Source organism: Sunxiuqinia elliptica, assembly GCF_900113005.1.
Classification (GTDB): domain Bacteria; phylum Bacteroidota; class Bacteroidia; order Bacteroidales; family Prolixibacteraceae; genus Sunxiuqinia; species Sunxiuqinia elliptica.
Window position 1 is genome coordinate 1,008,929 of sequence record NZ_FONW01000001.1, and the last position, 20,981, is coordinate 1,029,909.

Here is a 20,981-nt window from a genome sequence, read left to right on the forward strand (position 1 = left end):
TTACTTGGTTTGTGAATTTTGATTGGCTGTAAAAGAACCTGCTTCTGATGGTTTGGCAACAACTTTATTCGGATTAAAGAAAAGTTTCTCGCCCCAGATGAAGAGCGGTGAATCGATGTTGTTGGTGAAAAGTTGTCCGGTCCCCAAACCCTGGTGGGTGCTGACTTTTTTGGAAAAAGTCCATTGGGCGATGGCATTCAGTCCAACGTTTGATTCTAGGTAGGAGGTAATCCACCAACCAACATTGGCTTTTTTTGCCAGTTCAATCCACTCGTCACATCCCGAAAAGCCGCCGTGGAGCGATGGTTTTAGAATGATGAATTGGGGCCGAATGGTTTCCAGCAGTGTTTTTTTCTGCTCAATTTGATTGATCCCAATCAAATCCTCATCAAGTGCAATGGGGATGGGCGTCTTTTGGCAAAGCTCAGCCATTCGATCCCATTGTCCGGCAGCAATTGGTTGTTCTATGGAGTGAAGCTTTTGTTGCGCAAGTTGTTCCAAGTAGTCGAGGGCATTACTGAAGGGGAAAGCCCCATTCGCATCAACCCTTAAGGTTAGTGATTGAGGAGCATGTTGTTCCCGAATTGCCTTAATAAGCTCCAATTCCTGGTTGAAGTTAAGTGCTCCAATTTTTAGTTTGATGCAACGAAAGCCCGCTTGCAGTTTCTCCTGAATCTGTGTTTGCATGAACGAAAGATCTCCCATCCAAATCAAGCCATTGATGGGGATTCCCTGTTCTCCGCGAGTAAATTCAGAAGGAAACAAGAGCTGTTTGCCGCCCGTTTGCATGTCCAGTAAAGCCGTCTCGAATGCAAACCGAACTGACGGAAGTTCAGTCAATAACTCGGGATGGCGTTGATAGTGTTCGGGAGCCTTACAAATTTCATTTAAAATAGTTTCTACTTCCTCAGGCGTTTCTTTGCTTAAGCCGGGAAGTGGCGCACATTCGCCAATGCCAGTCGAGTGGGCATTTTTCAAAAAGAGATACCAAACGGGGCGGGTTTTATAAACGCCTCGTGAGGTTCCGGCTGGCCGTTTAAACTGAAGTTGATATTGAATGTAGCTGGCGATCATGATACTGCAAGTATGAGTCCGAGGCAAAAAAGCAGGGTGAAGGCGAGCGTTGATAAAGACAGCCGTTTTAGAAACGGGTCAAGTGCACGCGCTTCTTTTATTTTGAGAATTTTATTCAAATCGATAACGAAAAATGGCAGTGCAAGCAAAAACAACCATTGCCAGATTGATTGTTGTTGGTGAATGGTAAAAATGATCACTGTTAGCCAGCCCCATAAAATCATTGCGAGATGATAAATCCGGCTGTTACGAACTCCCATTCGTACGGGCAGCGTAATTTTTCCAGATTGCCGGTCATTCTCAATATCACGCATGTTGTTGAGATTGAGGACACCCGTGCTGAAAAAGCCCATGCTGATCGCTGGGAGTAACGTAGCGGTTTCAAAATAACTGGCATTGAGGTAAAAAACGCCAATAACAGGCAACAGTCCGAAAAAGAGAAATACGGCTAAATCGCCGAGGCCAACATAACCGTATGATTTTTTCCCAGCTGTGTAGAAGTAGGCAGCAACAAGGGAAAGCACGCCTAGACCAATGAAAACGACAAAGGCTGTTTTGGACTGCTGCCAGGTTCCGAAATAAACCAGCAAGAGTCCTAGAATAAAGCTCAGTCCGCCAATAAGTAGCATGCCTGATTTCATCTCTTTTTGGGTGATTTCGCCACTTTGCATGGTGCGGGTTGGACCCAGTCGGAATTCGTTGTCAGTTCCACGCTGGTTATCTCCGTAATCATTTGCAAAGTTGGAGAACACCTGGATCAGTGTTGCCGTTAGGATGGCCAGTACGGCTACTACCGTATTGAATGCACCGTAAAACCAAGCCAAGCCGCATCCCATTAAAATACCTGCCAGAGCTAGTGGTAGCGTTCGGGGGCGGGCTGCTTTGATCCAACTTTTTGTTGTTGCCATAATCAGAGTTCAAAGTTCGGAATGGTCTGAGAATCTATACGTCCGAAAAAATTGTACAATGTTAGATAATCCAAATAGGCTTACCGAAACGTGAAATACTTCTCGGTAAGCTTATCCGTCCTTAAAATCAAGGGAATTTGGGGTATTTGCCAAAGTCTGGTTTGCGTTTTTCAAGGAAGGCATGTTTGCCCTCTTGCGCTTCTTCGGTTAAATAATAAAGCAGGGTCGCATTTCCTGCAAATTCCTGAATTCCAATTTGTCCATCCAGTTCAGCATTAAGCCCTAACTTAAGCATCCGCAGAGCTAGCGGGCTGTGCTCTTGCATTTTTTGTGCCCAGGCAACAACTTCGTCTTCCAATTGGTCAAATGGAACAACCTTGTTGACCAAGCCCATTTCTAAGGCTTCCTGTGCAGAGTACTGACGACACATGAACCAAATCTCGCGAGCTTTTTTCTGCCCGACAATGCTAGCCAGGTAAGATGATCCCAGACCGGCATCGAAACTACCTACTTTGGGGCCGGTTTGACCGAAGATGGCATTTTCGCTGGCGATGCTAATATCGCATACCACATGCAAAACATGACCTCCACCAATTGCAAAGCCATTGACCATTGCAATAACAGGTTTAGGCATGCTGCGGATTTGTTTTTGAACTTCCAAAATGTTGAGGCGTGGAATTCCATTTTCATCGATATACCCGCCAGTGCCTTTTACATTTTGATCGCCACCGGAGCAAAATGCTTTATCGCCTGCACCTGTCAGTACAATCACATTGATGCGGTTGTCTTCCCGGCAAATGTTCAGTGCATCGCTAATGTTGTTCACCGTAGTTGGGCGAAAGGCATTACGCACCTGTTCGCGGTTGATGGTGATCTTCCCGATTCCATCGTAGTAATCGAAGAAAATGTCTTCATATTCTTTAATGGTTTCCCATTGTCTTGTTGTGCTCATCGTATTTCGTTTTAGTTATTTCTTTTTATAATGAAAATGAACCGCTTTTGTTTATCTCCAATCAGAGACTGTCGTTTCATCCTTTATGGTGGCTATTGCTTTACCGCCTGAAACAATGCTCTGAACGTTTGGCTGTTTTTTTCTGAATCAGTAAAAATCTCCAGTAAAACAGCTTGTTGTTGATTGGGAGCATAGAGTTCTGTTAAAGCTTGAGTCACTTCTATTTCGTTTTCTGCGCGCAGGTAGTTTAAGCCGAAAGCCTGTGCAATTCCTTTGGCTTCAAAGGAATGTTCAGTCAGAAAATGTTCTTTGAAAGCAGGTGAATGATCAGGGCCTTTGATCAAACCAAAAATATTTCCCCCTCGATTGTTGATAACAATTATTCGTAAGTTGTTCGAAATGTATTTGTTCCAGAGTGCATTGGAATCGTAGAAGAACGACAGATCGCCCAGAATGACCGTATTCAATTGATTGGTGGTTGAGGCAAATCCAACAGCTGTTGATAAGGAGCCATCGATACCGCTGGTACCACGATTTCCAAAAAAGAATGCATCGGTAGGCGCTTGACAAATGAGGGCATAGCGCACGGGTGAGCTATTCCCCAAGTGGACATACGAATTGGGCGGGATAAACTGCCGAATTTGATCAAATACTCTCAGATCGGTATAATCAGTTTGGTTGATAAATTGATCCCGAATTTGATTGACCTGTTTCTCTTTTTCTTGCCAACGAAGCTGATAGCTGTTTGACTTTTCCGATACTGTCGGAGTCAATTGCTCTAAAAAATCAGAGGCATCAAGCGGTAACACCTGTGTAAGCGATTGGTACGTATCGAAATGATCTGTGTTTAGACTTAAATGCCAATGCTCCTGAGGTTTATTGTTTCGTAAGAACTGTTTTAAGGATTTGGAAACAAATTGTCCGCCAAAGCTGATGAGCAAGTCTGGTTGAAAATCAGCAGTATTCTCATTTAGCAAACCAGTCATGAGTAAATCGATGCTGCTGCAAAAAGCTGGATCATTCAAATTGGCAAGGTGCTCTTTCAGAACGACGGCTCCTGTCTTTTTTGCCAATTCGCTAAGCTGGTTTTCAAGCCCGGGATTGGGAGTCTGTTGCCCTGCAAGTATCAGAATCTTTTTGGCTTGATTGAATGAATTGGCGAGCTTTTCGATCGCTTGGTCCGCAAGCCTTAGATTCATTAAAGGAAGCTCAATTGGCTTGACCGATGGCAGAGGTTCGTCTTCCAGATCATGCAAAGGTTCTTCCAAAGGCACATTAATATGCACTGGAGCAGGCGTTCCCTGAATGGCCACATTCAGGTATTCATTGATCTCGCGAGCGGCATACCACAATTCGTTATCCGATTCGCCCAGCGGCAAGCTGATGGATTTCCGGGTAAAATTCTGGTAAATATTTTCCTGGCGAATACACTGACTTTCGGCTTGATCAATCCAATAATCGGGACGATCGGCTGTTAGCACAACGAGTGGAACCTGTAGGTAAAAGGCTTCAGCAATGGCTGGAGCATAGTTCAAAGTTGCGGTTCCCGAGCTGCAAACAAGGGCTACTGGTTTTTGCAAGGCCTGAGACAGGCCTAGTGCAAAGTAAGCCGCACTGCGTTCGTCAACGATGTTGCGGCAATTGAATAAGCCGCAGCCAACCAAGGTGTGGGTGATTGGTCCATTGCGCGATCCGGGAGAGATGACAATGTCATTAACTCCTTTCTCATTAAGCAGGCTGACCAATTGTTGAATATGCTTTTTGGTAGAGATCATTTTTTTTGAACAGCTTCAATGGCCGATAGTAAAGTACCAGCTTTGTTGATGGTTTCTTCCCATTCATCTTCCGGAACTGAGCGGGAAGTAATTCCTCCCCCTGAGTAGAGAACATAGTTCTCGGGAGTGATTTCCATGCAGCGCAAATTTACAAATAATCTGACGGATTCGTTCAATCGCCAAGGGCCTAAATAACCGGTATAGTAGCGGCGGTCGTGCTGCTCAATCTTCGAAATAAATTTGTCGGCTCTACTTTTTGGATAACCGCAAACAGCCGGTGTTGGGTGCAGGTCAGCAACAAAATCACCGAGCTTATGGGCCAACTTTTTGGCTGCAAAACGAAAGCTGGTCATTAAGTGAGCAACCTTCCCACTTTCTAAGGTTTCGGGACCTTGAGTGGTGTAAGGGTGAATGTTGAAACGATAGAAAACATCCAGCAAGTAGCGCGAAACAAAAGCTTGTTCTTCAATTTCTTTGGTGTGCCAGCTGTAGTCTGAATCTGATCTTCGAGATTGGGTTCCTGCCAGCGAAACCGTTTCAATTGTTTTACCCTCCGATTTTAGCAGAACTTCAGGAGTTGCTCCCATCCAAAGACCGGCCTGTGGCAGGTTTACCAAATAGACCATGGCATTAGGCGTTTGCTGGAGCAGCTGCATGTAAAGGCTTCCGAGCGATTCATCACCCCGGGCGTGAGGGATGAGCCGAGAAACAATAACTTTGGAGAGCTTGCTGGTGCTAATGGTTTCAATGGTCGTTTCAATCGACTTCAGGTAATCATCCTTTTGAATGATTATGTGTTTGGGCTGTGTTTGTTGAGCTGTTTTTTGCATTGTTAGCTGATCCACATCGATGCTTAGAATGGACTCTACGCCTTTCTGATAAATTCCCGGTTTCAACAAAACCAAGGGCTTATCTTCTTCAATGTGGTAAGGGGCAAAAACAAAACCCTCCTGCCCGTTTAATTTGTTTAACTGACTTGGATAAATCATGTCTTCCTGGTCAGTCAGTAATATTTCAGGAGTGTTACTTCCGGGTAGTGCCCATACGGCAAACGAGCAATTTTTAGCAAGGAGTTTGTCCAGAAGATGGGCAAGTTTTTCAGTATCAGTCATTCCGCTTTACAATCATATTCGTCACTCTGGCTGTCGAAATCAGCCTTCCTTCTTCATTGGTTATATCAACATTCCAAACATGCGTCTGGTTGCCTTCATGAATGATTTTTGCAACGCCTAAAGCTTTTCCTTTTTTCAAACTTCCGGTATGGCTGCCCGTAACTTGAATTCCCCGAACATCATAGCTTTTAAAATCAACAAGCAACATACTTCCCAATCCGGCTAGTGTTTCGGCCAGTGCCAGGTTCGCTCCTCCATGAAGCAGCCCATCGGGACGGCAATTTTTTTCGCTTAGTTCCATGGTGCCTTCAATGGTTCGAGGCTCAATCTTGGTGAATTCAATGCCCAAGCTTCCCAGTAAGCTATTCTGTGTGGTTTGGTTGATTAGTTCAAGTGGTGTTTCCGCAGTAAGTAAGCTAAAATCCATAACGTATGTATCCTAAAAAGTAAAACCTTAAAAATAGGATTTACTTTTGAATAAACAGCTCAATTTTGCTTTCCATTTCAAAGGGCCCTGGTTTGAGCTTTCCAGCTACAACTTATCCCTTCAAGCTGATGGCTATGTGTTTTGTCGGCGATACGCTTTTTTCATTCGTAGGCCGCTAATGGATAAATCTTCAGGTGGTGCATCGTTTCCCGGACTCAAGTAAAATAAGCGGGATTCGTGTTTTTGAAGTGTAATTGTCATTTGACTTAAATTCCCGAGTCCGCGACTTTCACCCAAATCCCATTCAAATACCCAAATGTTGTTTTCCTCGTTGATCTCAGAAAAAGAGAAGGTTTCAGTAACAGTTTCGTCTGTATCATTAAAAATAAGTAGTCCCCAAGCCTTGGGAGAACGGTAGCGACGGAGGGCTACCTTGCATGTTTTATCTTTGCCCCAATAAGGGAAAGTTGCACTTTGCGGGCGTTCCTGTGGAAGTAACAGACGCCAGGTTTCCAGCTGTTTTTCAGAGAGTGTCGAAAAACGGTCGGATGTGCTAACGACACCTCCTAAAATACCAATCCATTGGGCAAGGCTTTGTTGTTCAGTGCTGGTAAGTTCGCAATTTACATCGCGCAATGAAATAACGTCGGGATCGTTTTGCCAAAAGACATTGTTGAAATATTGCGAGTTATAGCTTTCCTGAAGTAGATTGCCCACGCCTGAATCGGTCCATTCGCAGTTGATACTGCTGGCAATTCGCATACCATCAACATAGCCAATCATTGGCGCATAAGGAGCTGTTCCTGTCAGCCAGAAACTGCCGGCACCAATTTCTTCGCGGATAATGTTCAGCACCTCAGTAAATATTTGTACGGAGGTTTTGGTCTTGTCATAACGATCAATTCCAACCGTTGGCTTCAGTCCCCAGTCCATAAACTCTGTTTTGTAGAAAGTGAAGCCCATCTTACGGAACGAGCGAAAGACTTTTTGAATGTATCGTTGTACATCGGGGTGACTGCCGTCAAGTGCATAATGCTTGCCTTCGGGGAAGGTCCATTCCGGAATTGGATTGCCTTCCATATCGCGGATCAGCCAGTTTTTATGTCGTTTAAAAAGTTTACTTTCTTCACTCACCATAAAGGGGGCGACCAAAATCCCGGCGCGGTAGCGACGTTGAAAAATTTCTCGGGCTGCCGCTTCCATCCCTTTGGGCCATTTGTCGTTGGCATCCAGCCAATCGCCATGAATACAATAACCATCATTGATCAGGATGGTGTCCAATAATATGGTTGGTTCAATGGTATCCAACGAGGTTAGCAGCTCGGTGAGCTTTTCGTGGCTGAAGTCGTGTTGGTATTCGTTGTATGAATCCCAATGATAACTGGTCTTTGAATCTTTTCGGGCTTCCAAACTTTCCGAAATATTCCAGGCAAGGTGCTGCAAGGTTTCGTATGACTTGTTGCCGTAAAAAACATAGATGTCCGGAAGTTTGATGAAATCGTCCTTTAGCGGGATGTTTTCAGTGACAAAACCGGTTTCAAATAAGACGGGTTCAACATCGGCATAGCGATCCATCAATCCCCGGCGGTGAGGACGGTTGTAAACCGTACTTTTTTGAATGAAGTCGCGGTGTTCATAGGCGCCAAAAGCGAGGGTGTCATTGGTGTCCGAAATCAGAGCGGTGGTCAGGTAGGAATCGTAGGACCAAGCCTGTTCTCCTAAATTATTCCCATACTCTTCGAATCGAGGTTTTTGAAATTCATACAAGCCTGATGGGCCACCAAAACCTTGTCCTTGACGGAAGAAATGCTTCACCCCGTTGATCACGGCTTCACCTAGCGGACAGAAAGAATAGGGCGCTTGTTGCATCCCTGAAAGTTCAGATCCAATTGAGATTGAGCCTGAGTTAACCTTCAAGTCCAGCATAACGAATCCTCGGTCTAATTCATAAATGATTCGTTTTCCTTTTGGCGAATCACCCATGAAGGTATTTCGCACAAAAATGCTTTGTCCGTCAATTGTTGGTCGACAATTTTTTAGGTGAATACTTCCGGCGATCAAATCAAACGTACCATCGTTGTGGAGAATCCATTGTGGTTTCCCAATCTTAAAGCGATTTCGATCAGCAGAGCTGGGGAACTCCTGTGCTGTTGATAAATAGGGAATTGTTAATAATGAGCCAATGCCTGTACCCACCAATTTTAGAAAATCCCTTCTTTCAATGGTTCTCTTGCTCATAGATGTAGTTATTGATTAGATAGATTGGGTGTAAATTTAACAAGTTTTAACAATTTTCAGGCGAAATACTTAAAAACTTCATTTTCGCTAATAAATTGTCTGGTAGCCTATTGAAATGTGATGTGTTGTACAATAGGCTTCTGATTAATATTTCGACTGCCAATTATAGCTTAAAAGCAATTAGTCCATGATTTGGTTTAGCTGTTTGATCACTTTTAGCTGTTTTTTTTCGGGCAGTAGCCGAATCCGGGTTTTGTGATCACCATTTTCCAGAATGATTTTGTGGTTGTTACCTCTTTTTCGGATCGCTGCACCACTTGCAGTCCAAGGATCATGCTCTCCATAGATGAGCCAGATATTTTGGGCTTTATGTTTCAGGAAATCTGCTAATTCATTAGAGCTTTTGGCTGAATAGACTGGCTTGCTTCCAGGGGGAATCATGTACTGATTGACGTAATTGGCTGTGGACTGAATCACTAACCAATCTTTTAATGCAGAGGTGTCGTAACCGTAGTAGCCCAATTCGGCTGCTGCTTGATAAAAGAATGCCCGAAAAGAAGCAGCTCCTTCATGAGAGAAATAGCTAGGGGGGCTAATGTTGGTTAGGTAATTAAAGAGGTCTTCAGCAGAAGCATCGGCCGGTGGAATGTCAGAGCAGGAGCTGCCCCATTGCCAAAATGAAAAGGCATACTCAAGTACCAAATAGTCCAGTACTTCATTCAAATTCATGGGGAAGGTAAACTGATGGGCTTTGGCATAATTATTTAAGAGTGGAATGATCTGTTTCCTCTTTTGCAAAACCTGTCGTTGGAATGCATGAATTCGCTGGCGGCATGAATCTGGCCCCACTTCTTGTAAAAAGGGTTCGTGGCGACCATCTTCTACTCCGAAGTTGAGCGGAGCAACATAGGCTACGGTAGCATCAACATCATTTGGAAAGAAGGCCCGATGAAAAAGAGCTGTTTGCCCTCCTTTACTAATCCCGGTATTTAGCCATTTGCCTGCATAAAACTTCTTAAAGAGCTGAACGATGTGATGATGATCATTTGCTGCATTTTCAACCGTCAAAAATTGCCAGTTGATCGGAGCAGGAACGGATTGACCAAAATAACGATGCTCAACACAGATTTGATTGGCGCTAAGAAATGAGCTTAACTCATTGACATGGTTGGGCAAGGCAGCATAGTCAGCCGCATAGCCTTCGGTTATAAAAACCACAGGACGATCGACAGCTTTGTGGTTTACAAAAATGCGCTGCAAGAAAAATCCGTTCGCCGTATCTTTATAATTTAAGGGTTGGCGAATACTGATTTGGTACGTTTCAGAAAAGAAGGTTGGTCCTTGAAGTGTATCGATGGATTTAACTTCAGGTTGATTTTTTAAAAAATCAATCAGGCTTTGTCCTGCGGAAGAAAAGGACAAGAACAGAGATAAGATCCCGACCAGAAAGGCGCGGAATAAAATGATGCGACTTAACATGGCGTATTTTTTTTGCTTAAAAATAACTCTTTTCATGGAGAAAGCCGCTTTCCCTGAATTAATGGGCGTTTTCGGTTGTTTTGAATTGTGATGAGCTCCTAACTGATATTGAATCAGCTCCTAATGTAAAGAAACTATTAAGAGTGAAGGCCTAGTTTCTCAAAAAAGCATGCCGTAAAATATATTGAGATATTTTTGTCTGAAAATAATTACATCGATTTATCGATTGATTATTGCGGGAAAGGAGTGAAGTTATGAAGCAATTATTTTGTCCAATTTCTACAGAACGAGTTAACGAGCATGTACCAAGGGTAACAGCATTGTATGTTGTTTTGACAGTAGCCTTGGGGATGGTGTTCAGTTCTCTGGCGGTAATTGCTTTTGTAGCTGCTGACTTTTTCATTCGGGCATTTACAAAATTGAGATTCAGCCCGCTGAGCTGTGCTGCTTATTGGACCGTGGAATTGTTAAAAATTCAGGCAAAGCCAATTGATAAAGCTCCAAAAGTATTTGCGGCTCGCATGGGATTTGTGATGTCTTTGATGATTGCTGTTTTGATGGGGCTGAACTTTCCTGTAGCAGCGTTGTTTGTAGCAGGCATTTTACTCTTTTTTGCAAGTTTGGAATTTGCCTTTGCTTTTTGTGCGGGATGTACCATTTACACCTACTTGGTTTTACCGCTGTATAAAAATTGATTTCTCGACAATTAATAATTAATAGTTTTTTCTCGGAGCCGGCTTTATGCCGGTTTTTTTATGCCTAAAATCGTCGCATCAATTCTTGGGTAACGGTTTCTTTTCTTCGTCTGGAGATTTGGATGATATCGCCATTCGACATGAGTAAGCGTCCACCATCGTTTTTGAGGTAGCTCTGCACATGGTTAAGGTTGACCAAGTGTGTTTTATGCGCGCGAATGAAATGGTATTCTTTTAAAAGCTCTTCAAATTCGACGAGTGTTTTTGCCACCAGCAGGGGCTTTCGGTTTTCAAAAAATAAGTGGGTGTAGTTGCTCTCCCCCTGACAGCGAATAATGGACTTGACTTCTATAAATTCGATGCGGTCAGCGGTTGGCAAGCCAATTCGCGGATTCTGTGGGTGTTGAGAATTGTAACGAAGCTGGTTGATTTGTTCGGCGGAGCGCTTTTGGTGGATGCGTTCGCTCACTTTATGTACGGCCTGCGTTAGCTCGTTGAGATTGATGGGTTTGAGGATGTAGTCGGCAGCCGAAAAACGAATGGCTTTGATGGCATAATTGTCGTAGGCTGTTACAAAAATAACTTCGAAGGTGAAGTTCTGAAAATGTTCCAGCAGTTGGAAGCCATTGGCACCCGGCATCTCAATATCCAGAAAAATAAGCTGTGGGTTGGTGCGTTCAATCAGTGGAATAGCTGATGCAACTGAAGTTGCTTCTCCGGCCAAATCAATTTGCGGACAATGGGTGTGAAGCAAGCCGGATAGGTTTTCACGACCACTTTTTTCATCATCAATCAGTATGGCTGTAATGGGACTCATAGTTCTTCGGGAATGGTAATTTCAACACGCGTTCCTTGTCGGTTTTCCTGACTGAGATCAACAAGCCGGAACGTGTACTGTCCGCCGTATTTCTCCGCCATTAGTTTTAAGCGTTCTTCGTTCAAATTTAGCCCAATTCCATTCGAGTTGGACTTTATTTGGCTCGATTTTTTTAATCCAATGCCATTGTCTTCCATGTTTATCTGAATCATTGTTCCCAGATTTTTAACTTCAACTTTCAGTTTCCGAACTCCTTGCAGGTGTTGTAGTCCATGCAGAATGGCATTTTCGGCAAGCGGCTGCAAAATTAGCGAAGGCACCATAAAATGATTTTGATCGATGCTTTCATCAACGACTTGCTCAAATTCAAAGTTGAACCGCAGCTGTTCCAGCTTGATGTATTGGTTGAGGGTTTCCAATTCTTCCGCTAAGCTCAATTCTTCCTGCTGCGAGTTTTTGAGTACTTTGCGTATTAACCCGGCAAAGTCGGATAAATATAAATGGGCCTCGCGGCCCTGGTTTTTTTGAATGAGATTTTGAACAGAATTCAAACTATTGAAAAGGAAGTGCGGGTTCATTTGTGCCCTGATGGCTGAGAGCTGTAGCTCTTGAAGTCGTTTTTCCTGTTTTTGTTTTCGGAGTTTGGTCCGCATTCGCGCTTTGAATATGAGAAAAGCCACCAAAGCCAGCAACATGGTTCCGCCCATGAACCAGATGATACCGAAAAGTGTGGATTTGCTGGGTTCTTTTTGTTTCAGAGGCTGCTCAAGAGCCTTTTCGATGTAATGGTCGATTTGATATGGGTCGGCTGCATATTCAACTAAATCCCCGTTTCGGTCAAAAACCATGAGAAAGTAATTGGAGGGATAAACACTGAATAATTGACTTAACTTGGTTTTTTGATCGAAATAGAACAAGTGGGTCGCTGTTGAATTTCGGGTTTTTGTTTGTTCTTTCCATACATCCCAGCCGAGCTTTCCATCGTTAATGATAATTGCCTTTAAGTCAGAATATTTGTCGGTAATCTGATCCAGTCTATATTGGGGGTAGGAGTAATTTTCACTGGATGTGAAGCAAATAACACAGGCTTTTTTCCCAAGAAATTTCTGCATCGAAACCGTGTCGCCTGATGCTGTTAAGAATATTTGTTTCTTGAATATTTCACCACTTAGCAATTGTTTGGTGGATTTGAAGTTTTCAGTTGTTTTGCGATTCAATAAGGTGTCGTTACTGACGGAAATAATTTCGTCCAACACCTTTTTATACTTTGAAATTAGATGTGGTGTGTTTTTCTGGTTGAAATGTGGGGAGGAACGGATGAGTAAAGCTTTCTCCCGAATTAAGGCAGATCCGGCCAAAGGCAGATTTAAAAATGAACTTTGTTGAAGGATGTCGGCTGAGGTGGAAATACCTTTCGGATAGCCTGAGGGAAGTTGCTTCTGTTCTGATATATGGTAAGTGAATCTAAAATTATCGTAGAATTTGTTTCCCGCAAAAGCTGATACTCCATTTCTTGAAAAATAGCCGTACTCTTCATAATGTTCAGAAGGATTGACCTGAGCAATTCGTTCATTTAGTTGTTGAATCAGTTCTTTGTCGTCAGGCGTATGGATGTTTGTATTATTGATATAGCGGTAAAAATTAAGAATACCACAGGCAAGTGAAATCTTTAACATTTCAGTTTCATGCGTGAGGTAGTTCCTGAAATGCGCCGAGACCCCTTCAGGAAAATCGTCATCGACTAATTCTTCCGAAAAAATAAAACGGGTTAGGGCATGTGGGATCGTTGTCTTTTTATTTTGTTGAAATTCCAGAATAAAGGGCATGATTATTCCTTGGTGGCTTGCATTGACATTGAGAATCGAATCGAAATTCTGGGTTAAAAACGTATTTTCCAATGCCCGGTTGTGGCGAAATTGGTAGCTGGAGTTTTCAGCTTCACCCAATAAATCAAATTTGATCGAATCGCCAGGTTCAGCATAAATAACTTTAAAGGTGGTATTCATGATTCGGGCGGTGTCTTCAATATAGGATAAGAAAATGAAACTATTTCTGGTTAGTGGAATGTCAATCGCAAAATGATTGTTTTCATCTAATGTGGCTTTATGGATATCGTATTTAACTCCGAACGGGGCATTGAGAACTTTAAAAAATAATGCTTTTCGTTGAGGATGCTCAATGAATCCGCTGATGTTTGCCTGGGGGGAATAGTCACTTGAATTTTTAATTAGGCGAAAAGATTTCTCTTCAATTTTTGTTCCTAGAATATGTTGGGAATTTGGAAACAAAACAGGTACGTATGATCGAAAAACAGACTCAGTGATCAGTCCATTTTTCCTGTTGATTTTAAGACTTGCCTCGTATTCGTGAATCTGATGATCCTTTTTGTACGGACGATGTTTTGAAATTTTGATATAGTCGTTCGTTAAATCAATAAGGTAGTCTTTTTGATTGATCAAAGCTGAGTCTTTCGAAGAAATGGCTGCATTGTTAAATCGAAGCAGGTAATCTTCGACAATGCTTTTTAGTGGATTGATCCATAAGGAATCAATGGATTCTTTTTGAGTGGCTATTTCTTCATCCTGAAATATTTTTTGCTTAAGTAGTTCAAGAATTGTTTTATCCATGAAGCTGTTGTCAATGAACTTCAGCGTGTTATTGGTCAAGTCTAGTTTCATTTTTATTGTTAGATCTTGCAAAACATCACAGATAATTTTAGGAAAATATGTTTGATCTAGCTCGTCCGACGGCGGAAACATGGAATCGAAATGTATTGCAGGTTTTTTGTTTGTATAGTAATTGGCAATGAATCGCTTGAGCTGCATGTTGATGGCAAGCTGGTTTTCATTGATTTGTTTGCCGACGGCAAGTTCAATTTCATATTGTTTTTCCAATTCAAATAGGAGGTGATTTTGATTTGTTTTTGATTTGTTTATTTCATCCTCGAATTCACGAATTGTGCAGTTAAAGAGGAGTGTTTGCCCTTCCTTCAGTTTTAATTGGAGTTTTTCTTGGGCTTGACTTGCGATGAAAAGCAGAAAAAAGAACAGGCTTAGGGAAATTTTACGAGCTGTTTTCATTGTACTGATTTATTGTTTTCATCAAATGTTGAGAAAACAATGAAAGATACAAATACCATTTTAGTTAACGGTATGTATGATTGATTAAACGGCAAGTAAAATTGTCAATTGCTAAATAGTTTCAGTAAGAAAACTTCTTGTTCCTTGAAGTATGCCAATTTGGTCCATTAATTTTTCAACTCTCTTTCTTTGATAGCTAAAAATCGAACAATCTATTAGTCCTTGGTTTTGAGGGAGAAAGAACAAGAAAATCCTTGACTTCCTTTAAAAGTTGAGGAAAAATCAAGGATTTTCGTTTGGACTAAAGTTTAGTCGTTAGTTTATCTAGCTAGCTCATCATCCCATCAGGATGTTGTAGCCAGTTGTCTTTTCGCTTAAATTGAACCGGGTTGCCAGTAATTTCTTTGGCAAAGGTTTTTAAATCCTGCCCCGAGAAGTTCCCGGAGGTCATAATCAATAAGTTTGTTTGGTCCCATTGCTTTGCTCGTAGTTCGGCAAACAACAGCTCCGGATCAGTATAAACGTGCAAGCCTTCCTGGGCAAATGCGTCAAAAACTTCCTGCTCACTGATTGGAGTCAGGCGCTTGTGTTCTATTGTTTTGGGGTTGAAAAATACCAATGCTTCATCTGCTTCTTGCATGCAGCCCTTGTAGTGAGGGAGAAACTCTTTTTTTAGCGAACTGTAGGTGTGAAGTTCCATCACGGCAACGAGTTTTCGATCGTTAAATTGTTGTTTGACAGCCGAGGTGGTTGCCTTTAGCTTTGATGGCGAATGGGCAAAATCGTAGTACACCGTACAGTGTTTATTTTCAGAAAGGATTTCGAGTCGTCGGGCAGCCCCTTTAAATGAAACCATGGCCCGGTAAAACTGCTCATCGCTGATGCCAATTTTAGAGCAGATGAGCTGGGCTCCGGCAATGTTTTGCACGTTGTGCTTGCCAAACACCTGAAGTCTGATTTGACGCTCACCATACGAGAGGTAGCTTACGCCATCATCAATGATTGATGGGTGCTCCTTGTAAGGGTAAAGCGTGATATCGGGTCTTGCTTGGGCTGCAATGGCTTGCAGGTTTTCGTCCCCTTCAAAATAAATGAGTGACCCATTGGGCTCGATTTGTTTGGCAAACTCCCGAAATTGCTCCACGTAATTGTCGAAAGTCGGAAAAACATTGATGTGATCCCAGGCAATCCCGCTGAGTAAAGCAACATGCGGATGATACAGATGAAATTTGGGACGACGGTCAATGGGCGATGATAGGTATTCGTCCCCTTCAAAAACGGCAATTTTGGTATCTTCTTTCAAGGAAACCATTGTGTCGAAACCATCAAGATTGGCACCTACCATGTAGTCAAAGTCAATTTGGCTGGTTTTTAAAACATGCATAACCATTGAGGTGATACTTGTTTTTCCATGTGAACCGCCAATAACTACGCGGGTTTTATCTTTGGTTTGCTCGTACAGGTATTCCGGGTACGAATAAATCTTGATTCCCAATTCTTTTGCTCGTTGCAATTCGGGGTTGTCCGGATGGGCGTGCATGCCTAAAATGATAGCATCAATATCGGGACTGAGCTGATCCGGATTCCAGCCATCTTTTTCTGGCAACAAACCATACTGGTTGAGCCGACTTTTTGAGGGCTCAAATATTTCATCATCACTTCCGGTGATTTGGTATCCTTTTTTATGTAGGGCAATAGCCAGGTTGTGCATGGCACTTCCTCCGATAGCTATAAAATGAATGCGCATAAGGTTTTGATTTTTGAAAACGAAGGTTAAAAATAAATAAAGTCGTTCAACTAATTGGGCTTTCCCTTGAATTTGTTGAATTTTGGCTTTCTTTCAATTTCTGTATTTTTGACTTTCTAGGAGCTAATTCAATGAATCAGAAGCGAAATAAAAAACAGGTATTGAGTCTTTTATGGCGCCGAGTAAGGACGTGCTTAGCGCTAGCTGTGTCAACGTTTTTATTAACTCGTTTGGCTTCTGCATTTCCGAATGCAACGGAGCAGTTTTATGCCCGCGGACTTTATCCGGTTATTGCAAGTGTGTTGTCGTGGATAAGCCAGTGGGTGCCATTTTCGTTGGACGACCTGTTGTATGTCTTGCTGATTGTCGTGGGCTTGGTAAGCTTGATGGGAATGTTGTTTCGCCGAGTCAAATGGTATTCGGTCGTTGCCCTGTGGGTGAATACCTTGGCTGCAATGTATATGTTGTTTTACTGGCTGTGGGGATTCAACTATTTCCGACCAGAGATGAACGAACGCTTGCAGGTGCAGGAAAGTGTACCGGATCGAACCGCTTTTTTGAAGGTGATGGATCAGTTGGTTGAGGGTACGAATTCATCGCATATTGCTTTTAATACGCTGAGTGTTCAGCAGGTCGATTCTTTGGTGGAGAGCTCTTATGCGCTTTTGTCACCGCTCTTGCGGTTGAACTATCCGGCAGGAGTACGGGCTCCAAAGCCCATTACCTTCAGTCACTTTTTTGCTCAGGCAACCATTTCCGGTTACTATGGGCCGTTCTTTAGTGAAGTGCATTTAAACGATTATTTATTACCTGTGGAATATCCTATGGTGTTGGCGCATGAAAAGGCGCATCAGTTGGGGATTACCAGCGAGGCTGAGGCCAATTTTTACGCATGGATGGTTTGCGCGCAGAGCGGTGACCGTTATTTGCAATACAGTGCAAACTTGTACGTGTTGCGCTATTTTGTTTACGAAGGTTATCAGCTGGAAGGGGCCGATACAATTCTGAAAAGGATTAATCCGGAGGTTCGGGCAGATTTTAAACGAATTCGGGAGCATTGGCTAGGCTTGCGGGATGAGAAGATTGATCATTACGCATTGAAAGTGAACGATGCGTATCTGAAAACCAATCAGGTTGAAAAGGGAATTGAAGATTATACGGGCGTTGTTAAGCTGGTGATGGATTTTTCGATGGATGAAGAAGCGAACAAGCGTTTGGAAAATCTGTTAACCAATTAAGTTTCCAATCAAAGAAATTTTATGGACGATTAAATGAAGAAACCAATGAATACGAAGATAATACCAATACATGCCGGACATTTTTCATGCGATGGAGGTGCGCTGTTCAGTGTAATTCCAAAACCACTTTGGTCGAAAGTTTACCCGGCGGATGAAAATAATGTGACGCGTTTAACCATGCGCTGTTTGCTGGTTGATCAAGGTGAGCGGCGGATTTTGATTGAAGCAGGCGTGGGGGAGCATTATCCAGAGAAAGTGCAACGAAACAATGGGCATGAAGAGACAGATGCTCTGCCTCAGTCGCTGGCTCAGCATGGCTATACTCCGGCAGATATCACCGATGTGGTGTTTACGCACTTGCATTGGGATCATTGCAATGGGGCTGTGGTGAGAGAGCATGGAACACTAAAGCTGCTCTTTCCGAATGCGACCCATTGGTGTAGTAAGACGCAGTGGGAGCACAGCCAAATTTCGAATGCACGGGAGTGTACGGCTTATTATCCTGAGATTTTGAACTTCCTCAAAGAAGAGGGAAACATGCAGTTGGTGGAGAATGAGGGCAAGTTGTTTCCAGGCTTTGAGGTCCGGCTGTTTGACGGCCATACCCCCGGACAGTTAATTCCTTTGGTTGATTGTGCTGGTAAAACCTATGTTTATACAGCAGACTTGATTCCCACAACTGCTCATATTCCGGTTATTTGGTTGGCTTCATACGATTTATTTCCAGTAAGTTCGATGGAGGAGAAAGAGCGCTTATTAAAAGAAGTTGCTGAAAAAGACTATGTCTTGTTTTTTGAGCATGACTTTTATACCCAATGTGCCACTGTGGCTTGGACTGACCGTGGCCCGAAATTAAAAGAAACTTTCGATTTGTAGTCGGCTTCGGGGTTCCCTTCGGGCCTCTACGCTTTGTTTGAAAGGTTTAACGTTTGATTAGATTTGAAGTTTGGGATGCAAAATCAACAAACCACAAAGACTCCGAGGTTGAGCCTTTAGTCTAGGCTTTTGCAACCGTTAATTGTAGTTTGTTGATCATCAATTCTGCTAGTCTGAACATCTAAAAATCCTTTCTAAGCCTTTGCCTTCCAGTCTCACATCCCCGTTCTCCCCTTGGCTCTTTGCGCTCTGCACCTTGCACTCCGCTATTTCTTCCGAACCCCAATTCCAGCATCATTTGTCAGTTGGTAGTTTGGTGCGTTAAATGCAGGACCGTCCTTGAATGGCTCTTTTTCTGGATCCAAGTGAGGATCGAGATCAATAAATTGGAAGCCTCCTAATCCTGCCGCAAAATGAACAGAGGTGGAAAGCCCCAACTTGCTTTCGAGCATGCAGCCAATCATCAGGCCAATATTGGCACTTCGGGCAATGGCTGCAATATCGAGCGCTTCAATCAAGCCTGACTTCATGAGTTTGATGTTGATTAAGTCAGCACATCCTGTACGGGCAACAGCCAGAGCATCAGCACTGGTAAATACGGTTTCATCAGCAGCTACCGGCACAGATGTATTTTCTTTAACCAGCTTCATGCCTTGTAAATCGTGTTTCACCACTGGTTGTTCAAATAGCTCAGGACGAATGTCATTTTTCTCCAGTACTTCTAAAAAATGAATGGCTTCGCTGGGCGTATAACCTTGGTTAGCATCCAGCATGATGCGGCAATCCGGGGCGCCTTCTTTTATTGCGAGCAGTCGGTTGACATCGTCTTTTAGGCTTTTCCCGACTTTAGTTTTTAGGGTTTTGTAGCCTTGTTGCGCCAGTTTCTGCGCATTCTCACGGGCTGTGATTGGCGCAACAATGTCGATGGTGTAATCGGTTTCAATTTGATGTTCAGCTCCTCCCCAAAACTGAAAGAGTGGAATTTCAAGCGTTTTGGTGTAAGCGTCGAGCAAGGCCATTTCAATGGCACACCGGGCCGTGGCTTGAGCCCAAAAGACGTTCTTCAACTGTTTGGATAGCTGTCGGTAGTCCGAAGCTTTTTGCCCAATCAAAAATGGCTTGCAACTGGTTAATGTGGCTAGGGCCGTTGCCTGATTTTCGCCATTGATGGGTTCCAGCGGAGCTGCTTCTCCATAGCCTTGAACCCCATTTTCAAGCTGAATGGTGACAAGCACATTTTCAATGTTGTGTTTTGCCCCAATGGCAATGGTAAAAGGAGCTTCAAGTGGAATGTTGAGTGGCTCAATGGATACGTGGGTTATTTTAGTTGCGTCCATGGTGTTCTTTCCATTTTTTAAGTGTTGATAGTAAGTAATCCAATTGTTCTTCTGAATGATCGATCGACAGGGCTAAGCGCAAGATTGCTTGATCGGCTTTTACCGGGTAGTTGACAACCGGCGCGATGATCTGGTTTGCTTTTAGAAAGTCGGAAAGCTGTTGGGCTTCTGTAGCGTGTTCAAAAAACAAGGGAACAATGGGGGTTGTGATTTCATTGGTTGTGTAGCCTAAGGCTGCAATAGCTGCTTTGAGTTGGCTGGCTTTTGCTAACAACTTGGAATGAAGGTCAGGGTGTTTCTCTAAAAATTGCAGCGAAGCAATACCGGCAGCAGCTAGCGCTGGAGGTAAAGCGGTTGATGCTCCATAGAAAGCTGACTTTTCACGAATGGGACTAATTAGCTGATGAGAGCCAGCAACGAATCCTCCGTAAGAACCAAAAGCTTTGCTCATGGTCTCAGACTGAAATAGCCCCGGGGCGTTGTGCAGTCCAAAATGTTCGGGGGTGCCACGACCATGTTTCCCCAGGATACCTGTTGCGTGGGCATCATCAACCAAAACAAGCGCTTGGTGCTTTTGTGCCAGTGCATAGATTTCATCCAAGGGGGCAATATCGCCGGTAAGCGCAAAAATACCATCGGTGGCAATTAAAATGTTCTGTTGTTTAAAGTCGTTTAGCAGGCTTTCCAGTTGCTTCATATTACCATGTTTGTAGTTGGCAATTTCCTGGATGGTTGGTGGAATTCCTTCCAGAATACTGGAGTGAGTCATTGAGTCGGTGATGACTACAGTAATCTCGTTTTTTAGCTGATCCATCAATAGCTTGTTGCCTAGATAGCCTGAAGCAAAAACGATTGCGTCATCCTGTCCTTTAAACTGGGCGAGTTGTTTTTCTAATTGAAGATGAATATCAGTTGTACCGGTGGTTCGGCGCGATGCAGCAACGTTGGTCCCATATTTTTTTAGTGCTTCGCAGGCAGCAGCGATCACTTCAGGACGATTAGCCATTCCCAGGTAGTTGTTGCCTGCAAAATAGTGGTATGAGGTACGCTCGATGGTAATATACGAGCCGACGCTTCCTTCGAGTATGATCATTAAGTTTAATTAAAGGTTTTAGTTTGGGCTTGTCAGAGCTGTCTTAAGACCAGTTTACTAACAAATGGTTAGATCAAAAATAGGAAACGAGGACGGAAATTGAAACTTTCAAACAAGAGAATATTTAAAATAA

General features: G+C 43.1%; 16 protein-coding genes. 3 read left to right on the forward strand and 13 right to left on the reverse strand.

Translation table 11 applies throughout. The features are described 5' to 3' along the window. The 8 genes from menC to BM156_RS04080 all read right to left on the reverse strand — a co-directional run bounded on the left by menC (position 1) and on the right by BM156_RS04080 (position 10,001). Positions 1-1,074: an o-succinylbenzoate synthase gene (menC, locus tag BM156_RS04045; protein WP_093918522.1), complete on the reverse strand. Its 1,074-nt coding sequence runs from the start codon at positions 1,072-1,074 to the stop codon at positions 1-3. Further along, positions 1,071-1,982 (reverse strand): 1,4-dihydroxy-2-naphthoate polyprenyltransferase, encoded by a 912-nt coding sequence (locus BM156_RS04050; protein WP_093918523.1) that lies wholly within the window; start codon positions 1,980-1,982, stop codon positions 1,071-1,073. The genes menC and BM156_RS04050 overlap by 4 nt, the downstream gene beginning before the upstream one ends. 127 nt (positions 1,983-2,109) lie before the next feature. Further along, positions 2,110-2,934, reverse strand: coding sequence for a 1,4-dihydroxy-2-naphthoyl-CoA synthase (gene menB / locus BM156_RS04055; RefSeq protein ID WP_093918524.1), 825 nt, complete (start codon positions 2,932-2,934; stop codon positions 2,110-2,112). Positions 2,935-3,026: 92 nt separating this feature from the next. Continuing rightward, the gene (menD, locus tag BM156_RS04060) at positions 3,027-4,709 is read right to left on the reverse strand and encodes a 2-succinyl-5-enolpyruvyl-6-hydroxy-3-cyclohexene-1-carboxylic-acid synthase (protein WP_093918525.1); all 1,683 of its coding nucleotides are present in this window, start codon (positions 4,707-4,709) and stop codon (positions 3,027-3,029) included. Next, positions 4,706-5,821 (reverse strand): chorismate-binding protein, encoded by a 1,116-nt coding sequence (locus BM156_RS04065; RefSeq protein ID WP_093918526.1) that lies wholly within the window; start codon positions 5,819-5,821, stop codon positions 4,706-4,708. Before BM156_RS04065 ends, menD begins: the two co-directional genes overlap by 4 nt. After that, positions 5,814-6,248 (reverse strand): PaaI family thioesterase, encoded by a 435-nt coding sequence (locus BM156_RS04070; protein WP_093918527.1) that lies wholly within the window; start codon positions 6,246-6,248, stop codon positions 5,814-5,816. The genes BM156_RS04065 and BM156_RS04070 overlap by 8 nt, the downstream gene beginning before the upstream one ends. Before the next feature lie 132 nt (positions 6,249-6,380). After that, the gene (locus tag BM156_RS04075; protein ID WP_093918528.1) at positions 6,381-8,486 is read right to left on the reverse strand and encodes a glycoside hydrolase family 36 protein; all 2,106 of its coding nucleotides are present in this window, start codon (positions 8,484-8,486) and stop codon (positions 6,381-6,383) included. 180 nt (positions 8,487-8,666) lie between these two features. After that, positions 8,667-10,001 carry a S28 family serine protease gene (locus BM156_RS04080; protein ID WP_093918529.1) on the reverse strand — a complete coding sequence of 445 codons (1,335 nt, stop codon included), beginning with the start codon at positions 9,999-10,001 and terminating at the stop codon, positions 8,667-8,669. 218 nt (positions 10,002-10,219) lie between these two features. Here BM156_RS04080 and BM156_RS04085 point away from each other — a divergent pair, with 218 nt between their 5' ends. Beyond that, positions 10,220-10,660 (forward strand): DUF4395 domain-containing protein, encoded by a 441-nt coding sequence (locus BM156_RS04085; protein WP_139218206.1) that lies wholly within the window; start codon positions 10,220-10,222, stop codon positions 10,658-10,660. 64 nt (positions 10,661-10,724) lie between these two features. Here BM156_RS04085 and BM156_RS04090 read toward each other — a convergent pair whose 3' ends face one another. The 3 genes from BM156_RS04090 to BM156_RS04100 all read right to left on the reverse strand — a co-directional run bounded on the left by BM156_RS04090 (position 10,725) and on the right by BM156_RS04100 (position 16,304). Next, the gene (locus BM156_RS04090) at positions 10,725-11,477 is read right to left on the reverse strand and encodes a LytR/AlgR family response regulator transcription factor (RefSeq protein ID WP_093918531.1); all 753 of its coding nucleotides are present in this window, start codon (positions 11,475-11,477) and stop codon (positions 10,725-10,727) included. Continuing rightward, complete coding sequence (locus tag BM156_RS04095) at positions 11,474-14,557, reverse strand: sensor histidine kinase (RefSeq protein ID WP_093918532.1); 3,084 nt, start codon at positions 14,555-14,557, stop codon at positions 11,474-11,476. Before BM156_RS04095 ends, BM156_RS04090 begins: the two co-directional genes overlap by 4 nt. Positions 14,558-14,885: 328 nt before the next feature. Continuing rightward, the gene (locus BM156_RS04100) at positions 14,886-16,304 is read right to left on the reverse strand and encodes a UDP-N-acetylmuramate--L-alanine ligase (protein WP_093918533.1); all 1,419 of its coding nucleotides are present in this window, start codon (positions 16,302-16,304) and stop codon (positions 14,886-14,888) included. Between the two features lie 131 nt (positions 16,305-16,435). Between BM156_RS04100 and BM156_RS04105 the strand changes: the two genes are divergently transcribed. Together BM156_RS04105 and BM156_RS04110 are read left to right on the forward strand one after the other, a co-directional pair. Further along, positions 16,436-17,542 carry a DUF3810 domain-containing protein gene (locus BM156_RS04105; protein ID WP_093918534.1) on the forward strand — a complete coding sequence of 369 codons (1,107 nt, stop codon included), beginning with the start codon at positions 16,436-16,438 and terminating at the stop codon, positions 17,540-17,542. 45 nt (positions 17,543-17,587) lie between these two features. Beyond that, entirely contained in the window at positions 17,588-18,418 is an 831-nt protein-coding gene (locus tag BM156_RS04110; protein WP_170846852.1) for an MBL fold metallo-hydrolase, read from the forward strand. 266 nt (positions 18,419-18,684) lie between these two features. Here BM156_RS04110 and BM156_RS04115 read toward each other — a convergent pair whose 3' ends face one another. Together BM156_RS04115 and BM156_RS04120 are read right to left on the reverse strand one after the other, a co-directional pair. Beyond that, a complete protein-coding gene (locus BM156_RS04115; RefSeq protein WP_093918536.1) occupies positions 18,685-19,755 on the reverse strand; it encodes a dipeptide epimerase in 1,071 nt (356 codons plus the stop codon). After that, positions 19,742-20,848, reverse strand: a complete 1,107-nt coding sequence (locus tag BM156_RS04120) for an aminotransferase class I/II-fold pyridoxal phosphate-dependent enzyme (RefSeq protein ID WP_093918537.1) — start codon at positions 20,846-20,848, stop codon at positions 19,742-19,744. The genes BM156_RS04115 and BM156_RS04120 overlap by 14 nt, the downstream gene beginning before the upstream one ends. Positions 20,849-20,981 lie beyond the last annotated feature (133 nt).

Coding starts and splice junctions, on each gene's coding strand:
- BM156_RS04105 (WP_093918534.1), top strand. CDS start 16,436: ATGAATCAGAAGCGAAATAAAAAACAGGTATTGAGTCTTTTATGGCGC.
- BM156_RS04070 (WP_093918527.1), bottom strand. CDS start 6,248: ATGGATTTTAGCTTACTTACTGCGGAAACACCACTTGAACTAATCAAC.
- BM156_RS04095 (WP_093918532.1), bottom strand. CDS start 14,557: ATGAAAACAGCTCGTAAAATTTCCCTAAGCCTGTTCTTTTTTCTGCTT.
- menD (WP_093918525.1), bottom strand. CDS start 4,709: ATGATCTCTACCAAAAAGCATATTCAACAATTGGTCAGCCTGCTTAAT.
- BM156_RS04085 (WP_139218206.1), top strand. CDS start 10,220: ATGAAGCAATTATTTTGTCCAATTTCTACAGAACGAGTTAACGAGCAT.
- BM156_RS04080 (WP_093918529.1), bottom strand. CDS start 10,001: ATGAAAAGAGTTATTTTTAAGCAAAAAAAATACGCCATGTTAAGTCGC.
- menB (WP_093918524.1), bottom strand. CDS start 2,934: ATGAGCACAACAAGACAATGGGAAACCATTAAAGAATATGAAGACATT.
- BM156_RS04100 (WP_093918533.1), bottom strand. CDS start 16,304: ATGCGCATTCATTTTATAGCTATCGGAGGAAGTGCCATGCACAACCTG.
- menC (WP_093918522.1), bottom strand. CDS start 1,074: ATGATCGCCAGCTACATTCAATATCAACTTCAGTTTAAACGGCCAGCC.
- BM156_RS04090 (WP_093918531.1), bottom strand. CDS start 11,477: ATGAGTCCCATTACAGCCATACTGATTGATGATGAAAAAAGTGGTCGT.
- BM156_RS04120 (WP_093918537.1), bottom strand. CDS start 20,848: ATGATCATACTCGAAGGAAGCGTCGGCTCGTATATTACCATCGAGCGT.
- BM156_RS04065 (WP_093918526.1), bottom strand. CDS start 5,821: ATGACTGATACTGAAAAACTTGCCCATCTTCTGGACAAACTCCTTGCT.
- BM156_RS04075 (WP_093918528.1), bottom strand. CDS start 8,486: ATGAGCAAGAGAACCATTGAAAGAAGGGATTTTCTAAAATTGGTGGGT.
- BM156_RS04050 (WP_093918523.1), bottom strand. CDS start 1,982: ATGGCAACAACAAAAAGTTGGATCAAAGCAGCCCGCCCCCGAACGCTA.
- BM156_RS04115 (WP_093918536.1), bottom strand. CDS start 19,755: ATGGACGCAACTAAAATAACCCACGTATCCATTGAGCCACTCAACATT.
- BM156_RS04110 (WP_170846852.1), top strand. CDS start 17,588: ATGAATACGAAGATAATACCAATACATGCCGGACATTTTTCATGCGAT.